This window comes from Desulfobacula sp. (assembly GCF_014237455.1).
In the GTDB taxonomy this organism is placed as follows: domain Bacteria; phylum Desulfobacterota; class Desulfobacteria; order Desulfobacterales; family Desulfobacteraceae; genus Desulfobacula.
Window position 1 is genome coordinate 1 of sequence record NZ_JABZFL010000041.1, and the last position, 13,972, is coordinate 13,972.

The 13,972-nt window shown below is 42.0% G+C and carries 10 protein-coding genes; 2 read left to right on the forward strand and 8 right to left on the reverse strand.

Features of this window, described 5'->3' with window-relative positions:
* The first annotated feature begins 404 nt into the window (after positions 1-404).
* On the forward strand, positions 405-1,067 hold the full coding sequence (locus HGJ91_RS05915; protein WP_291346783.1) for a LicD family protein: 663 nt from the start codon (positions 405-407) through the stop codon (positions 1,065-1,067).
* A gap of 491 nt (positions 1,068-1,558) precedes the next feature.
* Here HGJ91_RS05915 and HGJ91_RS05920 read toward each other — a convergent pair whose 3' ends face one another.
* From HGJ91_RS05920 to HGJ91_RS05935, 4 genes are read right to left on the reverse strand one after another with little or no spacing between them, the layout of a single operon-like run.
* Positions 1,559-2,749 (reverse strand): MFS transporter, encoded by a 1,191-nt coding sequence (locus HGJ91_RS05920; RefSeq protein WP_291346784.1) that lies wholly within the window; start codon positions 2,747-2,749, stop codon positions 1,559-1,561.
* Positions 2,737-4,599, reverse strand: a complete 1,863-nt coding sequence (locus HGJ91_RS05925) for an ATP-dependent helicase (protein ID WP_291346785.1) — start codon at positions 4,597-4,599, stop codon at positions 2,737-2,739. Before HGJ91_RS05925 ends, HGJ91_RS05920 begins: the two co-directional genes overlap by 13 nt.
* Before the next feature lie 42 nt (positions 4,600-4,641).
* Positions 4,642-6,000, reverse strand: coding sequence for a phosphomannomutase/phosphoglucomutase (locus tag HGJ91_RS05930; RefSeq protein WP_291346786.1), 1,359 nt, complete (start codon positions 5,998-6,000; stop codon positions 4,642-4,644).
* Positions 6,001-6,010: 10 nt separating this feature from the next.
* Positions 6,011-6,838 carry an undecaprenyl-diphosphate phosphatase gene (locus tag HGJ91_RS05935; RefSeq protein ID WP_291346787.1) on the reverse strand — a complete coding sequence of 276 codons (828 nt, stop codon included), beginning with the start codon at positions 6,836-6,838 and terminating at the stop codon, positions 6,011-6,013.
* Between the two features lie 197 nt (positions 6,839-7,035).
* Here HGJ91_RS05935 and HGJ91_RS05940 point away from each other — a divergent pair, with 197 nt between their 5' ends.
* Complete coding sequence (locus HGJ91_RS05940) at positions 7,036-8,199, forward strand: OmpA family protein (protein ID WP_291346788.1); 1,164 nt, start codon at positions 7,036-7,038, stop codon at positions 8,197-8,199.
* Positions 8,200-8,357: 158 nt separating this feature from the next.
* Here HGJ91_RS05940 and HGJ91_RS05945 read toward each other — a convergent pair whose 3' ends face one another.
* The 4 genes from HGJ91_RS05945 to rsmA form a co-directional block, all read right to left on the reverse strand.
* A complete protein-coding gene (locus HGJ91_RS05945; RefSeq protein ID WP_291346789.1) occupies positions 8,358-10,307 on the reverse strand; it encodes a molybdopterin biosynthesis protein in 1,950 nt (649 codons plus the stop codon).
* A 105-nt stretch (positions 10,308-10,412) separates the two neighbouring features.
* A complete protein-coding gene (glp, locus tag HGJ91_RS05950; RefSeq protein WP_291346790.1) occupies positions 10,413-11,639 on the reverse strand; it encodes a gephyrin-like molybdotransferase Glp in 1,227 nt (408 codons plus the stop codon).
* Positions 11,636-12,880 carry an LL-diaminopimelate aminotransferase gene (locus HGJ91_RS05955; RefSeq protein ID WP_291346791.1) on the reverse strand — a complete coding sequence of 415 codons (1,245 nt, stop codon included), beginning with the start codon at positions 12,878-12,880 and terminating at the stop codon, positions 11,636-11,638. Before HGJ91_RS05955 ends, glp begins: the two co-directional genes overlap by 4 nt.
* A gap of 56 nt (positions 12,881-12,936) precedes the next feature.
* Positions 12,937-13,776, reverse strand: coding sequence for a 16S rRNA (adenine(1518)-N(6)/adenine(1519)-N(6))-dimethyltransferase RsmA (gene rsmA / locus HGJ91_RS05960; protein ID WP_291346792.1), 840 nt, complete (start codon positions 13,774-13,776; stop codon positions 12,937-12,939).
* Positions 13,777-13,972 lie beyond the last annotated feature (196 nt).

A 13,972-nucleotide genomic window follows, 5' to 3' on the forward strand; every position in this document is an offset into this window, starting at 1 on the left:
TACGTCCAGCCCCTTGTTCCGTCGCCTCTGGCGCCAGAACAAGGAACTGGACCGGTCACCGCACACCGATCAATCAAACTACGTTTGCTTGATCGGCGCACGGCGCCGGTCAGCACCGCATTAGCGTTCTTGTTGCTGTGTATCATGTATTCACGCAAATTATAGGAAGAATGTGTGCCCCGGTGCAAAACATTAATTGGCATTCAAATCATTATACGGACATAAATTTATTGACTTTTCCCAAACCCAGCAATAATAGTTCATAATGGAAAGACGACGAATTTGCTGTTTATGTATGGCCGGATACTGTGAAAAAATTTCAATAAAATGACAATGTGGTTTGACCAAACAACCATGTAGTTGTTTAACATGGCTTTAACAGAAGAAGCTGAAAAGAGGTTATGATGGAAGAAAAACAATTAAGTTGGTGGGGCGATGTAACGACCGGTAATAAAAAAGAAACCATTAAAAAGAATAAAGAAATAATTGGCGAACGATTAGAATTGTTTCGGATAATCAAAGGAGTTTTGGAAGATGCCGACATTGAATTTTTTTTAGAGGGCGGAACCTTGCTGGGAGCGTACAGAAACGGTCAATTCATTTATCATGATAATGATATAGATATTGGCTGTGTCAACAAAGAGTTTGTCAAAGTACGCGAAGTCTTAGATCGCAACCTGCCGGATACGGTGACATATTATCACAGAACAGACATCGGGGGTTGTCTTACAAATGCAGTGGGCTGTTTTCCGAAAGACGGGGAAAAAATTGTTGATTCTTACGGTCAGGAATGGCCTTTGAATATGGTAGATATTTACAATTACATTTATAGCGAAGAAGAAAAATCCTTCCGATTGGATCACGATAGGGTCGGGCGTGATCCACAAGGGAATCCGAAATGGATTCCGGAAGATGTGATTTTCCCATTAGGTTCTATTATGTTTGAAGGTATCAAATGTCCTTGCCCGAACAAACCAAAAGAGTTCGCAGAAATTGAACAAGGTTACATAGGCGAGGATTTTGAATTTGATCAGGAAACTCAGTTGTTTATTAAGAGGCGTTCATAGTGGCATGAAAACAATAATGATTGTTTGTGGCCCAATTCCCGCTGACAAGATAGAGTTGACATCCATGCATGACCAGATTTTGATAAATCCAGTTGTGATATGGATAAAAAATGTTCATTGGATAATAAAATGAATTGGGTGCTTAGACAATTGGAAACAGCGGTTTAAAATCCAGCCAAAATCACCGTTTTAAAACCAGCAACCCAAATTCATGAACGCACCTGGGCGGCGTTGGCAATAAACCAAAGTCAAAAGTCCCCCTTTTTAGGCCCAAACAGAATGGTCCTACTTGTTTTTAATCATTTTTTTATAGTTTCTTTCGATAGCTATCCCCCTCCATAATAAGGATATCAGACTTAGCTGTGATTTTTTTGGATGGCGAAATTTTCTATTTTCCCCAGTAATTGTCAGGAGAATTCCATAACGATGACTTGTATTCGATATACTCTCCATTTTCCAATAGCCCATGACTCAAAATATTGGGGTTGAGACTAATTTTTTATAAAAGATTTCTTATCCACCAACGCCCAGAAAACAAGTGTTCCAAAAACCATGATAAGGGTTCCGCAGGGGAAAGACAGCCTTAAACTTAAAAAATCCATGGCAAGCCCAGCAGCCATGGAACCTGTCAGCATCCCCAGGCTGTGTGCCACCGTTATGATGGACATGACCGATCCCATGGCCTTTTTTGTATCGCCTTTAATGACCGCATACGCCATGATTGCCGGCATGGAAACACCGCCTCCGAGTCCAAATATTGAAACGGCAATAACAAGGTCATAAAAAGAGGATGCCCAGAACGGCAGGATCATCCCAATGGCTGAAAGAATTCCCCCGAAAATGATCATCATATTTTTATTCACTCTATCTGCCGCATACCCCATGGGGAGATGAAGAAGTCCTGATACAAATACACCCAGCATGACCAGCACACCGATCAAAGAACTGGACAGAGCAAACTCAGTATCTGCAAACACCGGAAGGAAACACCATATCACCCCGATACAGGCAGTATACGCATACCTGAATATAAAAATGGAAATTATCCCTTTGTCTTTTAAAAGATTTGACCATGGAATTATTTCGTTCTTTTTATTTTTTACTTTTTCTTGAGATGTTGCCGGCAAAAAAAAGATGCATAACAGGAGGCCAATGCCTGACAGCAAGCCCATACAAATAAACGCAGCATCAAGAGACCATACATCTTTTATCCCGCCTCCCATCAAAGGCCCGAGACTCAGGCTCAAAAACATGGACAGGTTAAACAATCCCATTGAATACCCTTCCGAACCTTCCGGGGTTATTTCCCCCACATAAGCCTGAACCACCGGCATAATCATGGCAGATGCTGCCCCCTGGATAAATCGTAATAGTATCAAGGTCTCGATAGTGTTTGAAAATACAAAGGCAATGGAAATCAATGTGTAGGCAAATAAGCCTGTCACAATAAAGGGTTTTCGCCCTTTTTGATCTGACAGTCTCCCGAACAGGGGCAAAAGAAGGGTTCTGGATATGGAAAATGATCCGAATATCAATCCTACATATATACCTGTAGCACCCAGATCATTAGCATAAACAGGCAGTAGCGGGACTACAATACCAACCCCTGTAACCGTTGTAAAAATGGCAAAAAACAGGGTTAGGAAAATACCTTTATGATGAGTGGGGATCAGGATAAGCACTCCTGAATTTGATCGATAAACCGGCTGGGTATTGCAAATTCACCTTTCCGATAATTGGCGTGTGTCAGATATAAAAATCTTTCTGCCCTTGTCATTGCCACATACATCAGGCGTCTTTCCTCGAAAATCGCATTATCGCCCGCTTCAAGAGACCGCCAATGGGGAAACAGGCGGTCTTCGCACCCCACAACAAAAACCGTATCATATTCCAGTCCTTTGGCCGAATGAATGGTGAGAAGGGATACGCCTGATGAATCCTGTCCATCCTCATCTTCCTTGTCTTCCCTGATCAGGGCCGCTTCTTCAAGATATTCCAGAAGATCATCTTTCGCTCTTGCCGTATAAATCAATTGTTCAATATTTTCTTTTTTTGAAATAAACTCTGCTTTTGTTTTTGTTTTTTTCTCCAGGTATTCAAAATAGCCGGTTCTTTCTATGACAACTTCCATGGCCCGGGCAGGAGCCAGATCCGTTATTTCATACAGGATCTCAAGAACCTGCGAAAGATTTTCATGGAGTTTCTTGCTTAAGACCCTGTCTTTGACCATGATCCTTGCAGCATCCTGAAGACTTGTCCCTTCTGTTCGGATGTTTGCCATTCTTTTAATCATTGCCGGCCCGATGCCCCTTTTGGGTGTATTCACAACCCTCTCAAACGAGACATCATCATTGGGAAAAAAGGCCGCACTCAGATAGGAATTAATATCCAGGACTTCCATCCTTTCAAAAAACCCCTGTGATCCCTTCAAACTATAGGGTATTCGGTATGATCTGAAAATCTTTTCAAAGGGAAGGGAACAAAATTTTGTCCTGTAGACCACTGCTATTTTATCAAAGCCTACGCCCTGGCCCTGCCGGTTTAATCCCTTAATCCTTCCGGCAACCCATTCGGCTTCATGGGAATCCGACATAAAATCATAAATTTCAACCACACCGCCTTTTTTTTGGGAAAAACATTTTTTATCCATCTTATCCGGGTTATAATCGATTAAATCATTTGCCACCTGGACAATTTCATTTGCAGATCGATAATTTTCCTCAAGTCGGAAAATTTTTGAATTCCTGTATTTTTCAGGGAACCCTAGAAAATGGTTTACATTGGAACCCCTGAATCCATAAACAGCCTGCCAGTCATCTCCCACACAGAAAAGATTCTGGTGCGCACCCAACAGCAGGTTGGTTAAATCCTCCTGAAGATTATTGGTATCCTGATATTCATCCACAAGAATATAGGAAAAATAATTTTGATAGTAATCCCGAATCTTAGTGTGATCCCTTAAAAGGTCCCTTGTCTTTAAAAGGATATTATCAAAATCCACACTGTTCATCTCTTTTAATCGTTCTTCATATTGAGCAAAGAGATCTTCAATTTTGATATTAAAAAAGACAGGCTTTAAATCAAAATATTTTCCCGGGTTACCAAAATTTTTAGCCCTTGAAATAGCGGATAAAATTTTATTGGCATGCTTTTTTTCAATATTATTTTTTACACAGAGTTCTTTGACCAGCTTTTGCTGTTGATAGACTGAAAACACCAGTATGGGTAGTGCGTATCCCAATTTTTCGCAATGGCGTTTTAAAATCATCAGACAGGCTGAATGATAGGTTCTTACCCATTGAAAACTTTGATACGGAAGACCGGTCATCTCAATGAGTCGTGATTTCATCTCACCGGCGGCTTTGTTTGTAAATGTGATGGCGAGAATCCTTTTGGGATCATGGCCCAGATTCACAAGGTGTGAAAACTTGGCTGTCAAGGTTCTGGTCTTACCTGAACCGGCTCCCGCAACAACAAGTGCCGGGGAGCCGGTATGATTTACTGCATCCTGCTGCTGTACCGATAACTCCATAAAATGTGGTCCATAAGATTTTATACTATGAAATTTAAAATCTTATTTTGTCTCCTCTATAATGATTTTTAATACTGATTCAATTTCATTTCTTATTTCATCCAGTCTTTTTGCGGTCAACGCTTCGAATCGAAGCACCAGGGCCGGCTGGGTATTGGATGCCCTGACAAGTCCCCATCCGTCATCATACACGGCTCTTAACCCGTCAATGTCAATCAAATCCTGTTGTTTGGTTTTATAATGAGCAACAATTTTTTGAACGACATTAAATTTGATATCATCCGCGCAATCCACACGGATCTCAGGTGTTGTAAATGTTTTGGGAAGATCGGCAATGAGTTCGTCAACACCCAGGCCTGTATCTGCCATGATTTCAAGCAGGCGGCAGGTTGCATAGAGGGCATCATCAAATCCCATAAATCTGTCCTTAAAAAACATATGCCCGCTCATCTCACCGGCCAGGGCTGCATTTTCCTCTTTCATTTTTTGCTTGATCAATGAATGGCCAGTTCGCCACATAATGGCATTGCCGCCATGGTTTCGAATATCGTCATACATGACCATGGAGCACTTGACTTCCGAGATAAAGGTAGCCCCGGGATTTCGTTCAAGAATTTCCCTGGCATAAATCACCATGAGCTGGTCTCCATAGATCACCTCACCATTTTTGTCCACAACACCGATCCTGTCAGCGTCTCCATCATATCCCACCCCCAGATCAAGGCCCTTTTCTTTCACCAGCTTTATCAGGTCGAGTACGTTCTTTTTCTGGGTGGGGTCAGCTTCATGATTGGGAAATGTTCCATCCATATCACAATAAATATCGTGCACCTCACACCCTAAATCTTTTAATACCGGGAGAGCCGTAATCCCACCGGTACCATTGCCGGCATCAATCCCGATCTTGATGGGGCGCTTTATGTTGATATTATTTAAAATATATTCTTTATAAAGAGTGATGACATCTTTTCGGGTCACCGAGCCCTCGCCTTGAACAAACTCTTTTTTTTCAACAATACTGCGAATATCCTGTAATCCCTGGCTGTGAATGGAATCTGTGCCACTCAAGAGTTTAAACCCGTTATATTCGGGTGGATTATGGCTTGCCGTCACCATGGCACCGCCTTCAAGATTCAAATGCTGTATGGAAAAATAAAGTACTGGTGTGGGACAGATTCCAATATCAATAACATCGCACCCCGTAGAGGTGATTCCCTGGATAAACAATTGGGCAAATGTTTCAGATGTCTGCCTGCAATCTCTTCCAACAGAGACTATTTTTTTATTCTGCTGGTTTAAAAGACTGCCGTAGGCCTTGCCAATGCTCACCACATCCTTTCCCTCAATATCCCTGCCCGCGACACCTCTGATGTCATATTCTCTGAAAATCCCAGGATTCATGATGCCTCCTTTAGATAATTTTTGATAAAAGGACCAGTGACCCTATAAGCCAGCAATAAGGGGCAAATAGATGAAATTTGCCCGAATGAACCAAAGTCAAGAGCATTTTTAAAGCAATTAACCCGGTTATAAACGAAGCAATTGTAGCATATATTGTTACAGGATCAATGATTAGACCACTGCTTATCATATCTTTTATACTCAAAACTTGCGCCCCCAATATTGCGGGAATTGATAACAAAAAAGAAAATTTAGCTGCCGTATGCCTGTCAAGTCCCATAAACATCCCGGCAGCAATAGTGCTTCCTGATCGTGAAATACCCGGGATGACGGCAAGCCCCTGAATTATCCCGATAAAAAACGCCTTTTTATTACCAAACCGGCTTTTTTTAGTGTCCGTGAAATAATAATTTCGGGAAACCCACAGGATTGTTCCTGTCAGGATCAACATCGATCCGACCAGAACCTCTGAGGTAAACAGAACATGCTCAAATTGTTTTAAGACAAGCCCGATGATGGCTGTTGGGATAGAACCGATCACAATCAAACCTGCCATTTGAAGGTTTTTATCTTCCTTTACCAAATGCGCGACCGGCTTAAACGAAACTGCCTTAGAGAGAAATCCAAAAACAGAAGATATCATAGCTAAAATGTCAGAAGAATAAACTACCAGGACAGCCAGAAGTGTTCCCACATGAACACTGATATCAAAAGTCAGTTGGGATTGGGTAATTCCGAAAAAAGTCTGTCCCAATACAAGATGCCCGGAACTGCTTACCGGTAAAAATTCCGTAAGTCCCTGTAAAATGCCAAGAATGATCCCCTGATGGTATTCCATATTTTATCAATTTTCTTATTGTTCATTCAGTTTCCATAAACAGCATTCGTATATAATTCTTAAGCCTTAATTGCAAGATAATAAAGAAACCTTGATTTCATGTCCATTTTTCTGTAAAAGATAGGTTAATATATTTTCGTTCAGATATTTTTTTAATAAAACACCTACATACACAACAACAAAAGGAGAAAAGAAACATGAAACTTTTAATTAGAGGTTTATTAACATTTTTTGCCTTCCTTTTTTTATTTGGATGCGCGCAAAAACAGATGAGTACCCTGCCGTCATTTGAAGCAGCACAATTTGATAAAAGTATGTACGCATCAAAAGTAGATAATTTCATGATACTGTTTGATGCATCAAGCTCCATGTCCATGTATGAAAAATTTGATATTGCACAGGCCCTTGTATACAGGATGAATGATTTGATTCCTGAAATGGGCCAAACAGCAGGCCTAAGATCCTTTGGTCACTCTCCTAAAGTATCAAAAAATTCAACAGAACTCTTTTACGGGATGGAAAGATATTCTTCTCACAATTTAGAGACTAATTTTGAAAAAATTACTGAACCGGGTGGAACCAGCCCGCTGTATAAAGCAATTAATGCAGCAGGGACTGACCTTAAAGGACTTTCAGGTGCTATGAATGCCGTTATTATCATTACTGACGGACTTGATCTGCCCGGAGATATATTGGCTTCTGCACAAAACTTAAAAGATCTTTATGGCTCTTCCATCTGTTTTTATCCCATCCTCGTGGGGGATTCAAAAGAAGGAGAGGCTCTTTTAAAAAAGGTTGCAACCATCGGAGGATGCGGTTTTTATTCAACTGCAGACCAATTGTCAACCAGCGCAGGCCTGGGAAGTTTTGTTGAAAAAGTATTCCTTGAAAAAAAGGTTGCTGCTCCTGCCCCTGCTCCTGCCGCCCCGGTTGTGGCACCAAAAAAAGACAGTGACAAAGACGGAGTTTATGATGAGGATGATCAATGCCCTGGAACCCCGCTTGGTGCGACAGTCAATCCGGTTGGATGCTGGGTGCTTGACAATGTTCTTTTTGACTTTGATAAAGATGTGATAAAACCTGCAGCCTATCCTTTATTGGATGATGTTGCCAAAATCCTTGAAAAAAATCCTGTCATGGGTGTTGAACTTCAAGGCCACTGCGACAATGTCGGTACTGACGCATATAACATGGATCTTTCCATGAGACGTGCCCATGCCGTTAAAAATTATCTGATTGGAAAAGGCATCCTAAAAAACAGAATGGCAACCGAAGGATTCGGATTTACTAAGCCTGTCGCGCTAAACGGTACGGATACAGGCCGTTCATTAAACAGAAGGGTTGAACTTCACCCGTATTAATTGAAAGACAAACCTGGGAAGGAACTGCTTTTTTAGCGAACAGTTTTTTTCCCATTCAGTTTATTTTCGGCCACAAAGAAATGTTACTTTCTTCAAAGTTCAAAGAAAGGGACTTTCTTTGTGGCCTTTTTTATTTTAAACTACTTTAAATGCGTTCTTTAACGTGTATTAAATTCGCCTGATGTATAAATCACTTCACCAGTATTTTGGGTGCTGTATCCCCCAAGGGACATGACCCGATCCTGAAACCCCCTGGTCTGGATGGTTTCAAGTAAAACCTGAATTTTCCGGGTCTTATAAAACCTGTCCGGAATGACCAGATCATACTCTTCTGTCACAACCGGGATGAAATCAAGATCAAGTGCCCGGGCTGCCGCCTGGATACCAAGCCCTGCGTCCACCCTTCCTGAAAGAACGGAAACAGCCACAGACATATGGGTGTATTCATCATTTTCATAGCCTTGAATATCATCAGGCGATAAACCAAGTATCTTCAGCTTATAATCAAATAAAATTCTTGTGCCTGATCCCGGCTGGCGGTTGATAAACTGCAGGTCTTTGTTTTTTAAATCTTCAATGGATTGAATGTTTTCAGGATTTCCCCTTGGCACAATAAGTCCCTGATCCCTCATGACAAGATTGACCAGCCAAACCTTTTGATCCGACAGATATTTTTTAATATAGGATATATTATAGCTGCCGTCCTCAGGGTCCAAAAGGTGGGCACCAGCCATATGGCAGGCACCTTTTTTAACGGCCATCAAACCACCCATGCTGCCCACATGGCTTGATGAAATGCTGACATTGCCGCTTACTGATTTTATCTGATCGGCAAGCAGATCCAGGGTATTATCATGTGAACCGGTAATCACGATGGTATTTTCAATGGAAGATAAGGGTCGTAACAACTGGGCCTGGACTTTCTCATTTTCTGATATCCCCTCAATATTTCGAGGTATCCTGATAATACCGTCCGCTTCAGTCAGGGTGGTGATACTTCCTGATCCTCTGGGCAATTGGGAAGACATAAGCTGTCCGTCCACCGAACCGATTTTCACCCTTAAAAACTCCTCCTGGCCAAGTTTTGAAGCAATTTTTCTTGCTGGGGAAACCAAAGCCTTTGTTATTTCTCTTTCAGGAAGCTTTTGCATTTTTAACAGCAAAGGGCCTGTAAACTGTTCAAAGGCAACAATGGCCGATACAGGATAACCCGGGATGCCAAATATCGGGGTATCAAACACTTTGCCAAACAGTATGGGTTTCCCGGGCATCATGGTAATCCCGTGAACATAAACTTCACCCAGAGAGGAAATCACAGGTTTTGCAAAATCCTCAGACCCGGCCGAAGACCCGCCAATGATACAAATCAAATCATAATCCTGTTTTGCCGCTGTTTCCACAGCCCTTTTAATATTTTCAATATTATCCTTGAGCATGGGGTGACGGTCAAACTGGGCGCCATGATCTTCACAGAGCCCGCCCAGTACTGAAGAATTGGATTCCACCACATCCCCGGGTTTGAGCTGATCAATCCTGATCTCATGCCATTGTTTGAGTTCCGATCCGGTTGGGATAATCAGAACTTTAGGCTGTTTGTAAACATCCACTGTAAATATTCCACCCGACAATAGCGCGCCAAGGGAATAGGAATTAATCTGATGCCCTCTTGGAAACAGCAATTGGGTGGCCACAATATCTTCACCCATTTTCCTGACATGCTGCCAGGGAAACACCGGTGCCTCAATCTCAACACTCTTTTCATCTATAATATTGAGATGCTCGATCATAATGACAGCGTTGGTGCCTTCCGGCATGACATGACCGGTATTGACCCACAAGGCATTTTTACCAGGGGAAAGGGTTATTGGAACTTCTTCACTGGCCCCAAACGTGACTTTTGCCTCCACGGCAATGCCATCCATGGCGGCTGCATGAAAATTAGGTGAAGATACGGCTGCGACAGCCGGTTTTGCTAAAACTCTGCCTTTAGCATTTGCCACATCAAGGGTTTCAATTTTTGTCACCATATGGCCAAAATGTTCAAAGAGAATCTTTTTTGCCTCTTCAATACTTTTCATATCAAGATATACGTTTCTTTTGGAATTCATTGGTCCCATCTCTCTTGTGTAGGCGGGGTCAGGCTTTCCTTATTGGCGTTATTGAGTACAACAACGCCAATAAGGAAAGCCTGACCCCATATGTTATACCATATGTTATAAAAGGATAATATCTACCATGGTATCTTTTTCCAGACCTTCAACATGATCGCCGATTTCAAGGAGTCCATCTGCATGAATCATGGTTCTGATCAATCCGGATTTGCCCAAAACCGGTTTTGCCAGCAGCAGGTTTCCCTTTTTTGCAAGCTCGACCCGGATAAAGTCCCTTCTGCCCTGTGCGGAGGATACATTCCGGGTCAATTTCGCGGGAATCCTGATCGTTCTGTCCCGGGTTTCAAGCCCTTTAAGCTTGTTTAAAAATGGTATGACCACAATTTTGAGGACCACCATGGCAGACACCACCTGGCCGGGTAGTCCCCATACGGGTTTCCTCCCGGACTTAGCAAGAATTGTCGGCTTCCCTGGGCTCACGGACATGCCGTGGACTAAAATATCTGTATCCGGTAAAGCCGATAAGACATCAATGGTAAAATCCCTTGTTCCCACAGAGCTTCCCCCGGAAATGAGCACCATGTCCGTTTCCTTGAGGGCTTTTGCAACGGCTTTTTTCAAGGCGGCAAGATCATCTTTGATAATACCGTAACAAACCGGTTTGGCATGAGCTTCCCTGATAAAGCCTGACAGGGTATAAGAGTTGATATCCCGGATTTTACCGGGAACAGGTTCCTCTTCTATGGGAATGATTTCATCCCCGGTTGAAATGATGCCAACCTTTGGTATTTTATAGGTTTCAATTTGCGAAAACCCGAGTCCTGCTGCAAGGCCTTCTTCCTGTGGCCGGATAAAGGTCCCTTTGGATAAAACCGTCTCTTCTTTTGCAAAGTCTTCGGATGCATCAATCACATGCTGCAAAGGGGCCACACTTTTATAAATTTCAACGGAAGTGTCATCAATTAATTCTGTATGTTCCACCATGACCACACTGTCCGCCCCGTCAGGAAGCATTCCGCCGGTTGAAATTTTGACAGCCTGTCCGGACTGAAGAATAAAATCCGGAATGTCACCCATGAGAATGGTTCCTGCTATATCAAGCCAGGCAGGACTGAATTCAGATACACCGAATGTGGAACTCGCTACAACAGCGTATCCGTCCATGGTGGCCCTCTTGAATCCCGGCATATCTTGTTTGGCAACCAGATCCCGGGCAAGGACCCTTGAGAAAGCTTCGGATACCAGTATTTTTTCAGATTCAACAGGAGAAAATTCTCCTGTCAATGCCATCACCTCTTCAAGACTTTTCACCTTGAAAAAATAACTCATTTTACGTGTGACCTCCAGGTTAATGCCTCTTTAAGTCTATCCATAGCCTTTGTTACATTCTCAAGGCTATTAAATGCACTGATTCTAATATATTGTTTGCCGCATCTGCCGAAACCTGCGCCCGGTGTACACACTACAGAAGATTTGGTTAAAAGCAAATCAAAAAAATCCCAGGAATCCCTGCCTTTCCCATCCACCCAGATATATGGGGAGTTTTTCCCACCAATATAATCAAATCCGAGGGATTCAACGGTTTCCCTGATGATATCGGCATTGTTCAAATAATAGGCAACCTGTTCCTTAATCTGGGCTTTTCCTTCTTGTGAATAGACCGCTTCCGCAGCCTTTTGAACCGGATAGGATACCCCGTTGAATTTTGTTGTGTGCCGCCTGTTCCACATGGCATGGAGGGAAATTTTATCTCCCTTTGAATTAAAAATCATACAATCTTTGGGCACGACAGTAAACCCGCATCGAGTCCCTGTAAATCCCGCTGTCTTTGAAAAACTCCTGAATTCAACCGCCACTTCTCTGGCCCCTTCAATTTCATAAATTGTTTTGGGAAGTTCTTCATCCCGGATAAAGGATTCATAGGCTGCATCAAATAAAATCAATGCCTTATTTTCTTTGGCATAATCCACCCACACCTTGAGTTCTTCTTTTGTAGCCGTGGAACCTGTAGGATTGTTTGGGAAACAAAGATAAATCAGATCCACTTTTTCATCAGGAAGCCCCGGAAGGAAATTGTTTTCTTTTAAACAATCCATGTAAATAATCCTGTCATATCTGCCGTCCTCACACTCACCCGTTCGGCCGGCCATGACATTTGTATCCAGATATGCCGGATATACCGGATCAGGGATAGCCACCTTGATATCGGTCGCAAACAGTTCCTGAAAATTTCCGGTGTCACATTTTGCCCCGTCACTGACAAATATTTCATCTGCTGAAATATCTGCACCCCTGTTCTGGAAATCATTTTTTGCAATCTTTTCTCTTAAAAAAGCATATCCCTGTTCCGGTCCATATCCCCTGAATGTAGCATCATTGGCCATTTCATCCACCCCCTCATGGAATCCTTTAATAACCGAAGGAACCAGGGCCCTTGTGACATCACCAATCCCCAGGCGGATGATGTGTGCTTCCGGATTTTTAAGTTGGTATTCATCCACTCTCTTTGCAATATCTGAAAAGAGATAGGATGCTTTTAATTTGCTGTAATTATCATTTGCTCTGATCATAAAACGTCCTTTCAATTCATATATATAGAAGTTCTTGTATTCGTATTCGCCTTCCTTCAGCTTGTTTCCCATACGGCCCGGGAAAGAGATTTAAATTCCTCCACAGTCAGTGTTTCCGCCCGTCTATGAGCATCTATCCCGGCTAATTCCAATGCATGAACAACAAACTCTTTTTTAAACTCAAGCTCGCCGCCTGCCATTGAATTTTTTAATGTCTTTCTTCGTTTTGAAAAGGCGGCCTTAATTACATTAAATAACATTTTTTCCTGTTCTTTATTAAACTCTTTAGTTTCAAAAAAATTGAATTTTAAAATAGTAGAGTCTACATCAGGTCTTGGGAAAAAAGATGACGGCCCGATTTGGGCAACAAAACTGATATCAGCTGCATATTGAACCACTGCGGACAGTCTTGAATAATCCCTTCCGCCAGGAGGTGCGACAATCCTTTTTGCCAGTTCTTTTTGAAACATCAAAAATGCCTTCTCGATACAGCTTCTTTCTTCAATCAGTCTAATCAGGATTTGTGATGAAATATTATAAGGAAGATTTCCTATGACTACAAGTTTTTTGTCTTTGGCTATTTTTTTTATATCAACTTTGAAAATATCCTTATTGATGATCTCTACATTTTTTAAGTTTCCATTATCAAGCTCTTGCTGTAAAAGGGGTATCAGGCGGGAATCCTTTTCAACAGTCGTCACATGGGATGCTGTCTGTGCGACAGGGATGGTAAGAGCGCCCAGGCCGGACCCAATTTCCAACACCCGAGTATCTGTTGATATCCCGATTTTTTCAACAATCATTCTTGCCGTACCGGGATTTGAGAGAAAGTTCTGCCCCATCTCTTTGCCAGCATACAACTCTCTTTGTTTTAACAACTGCCCGGGATGTGTCATGTTATAACCCTTTAGATTCTTACTAATTTTTTTCTACGCAGCTTAGTAATAAAGTTTACTTAAATATACCTCACAAAAAATCACTACTTGACTTTCTTTACCCTTGCAAGTAGTTATTATATATATACTTCAACAAAAAATAAGATTCAACAACCAATACAAACTAAGCTGTTTTACCAGCGTTTCAAGCTTTATT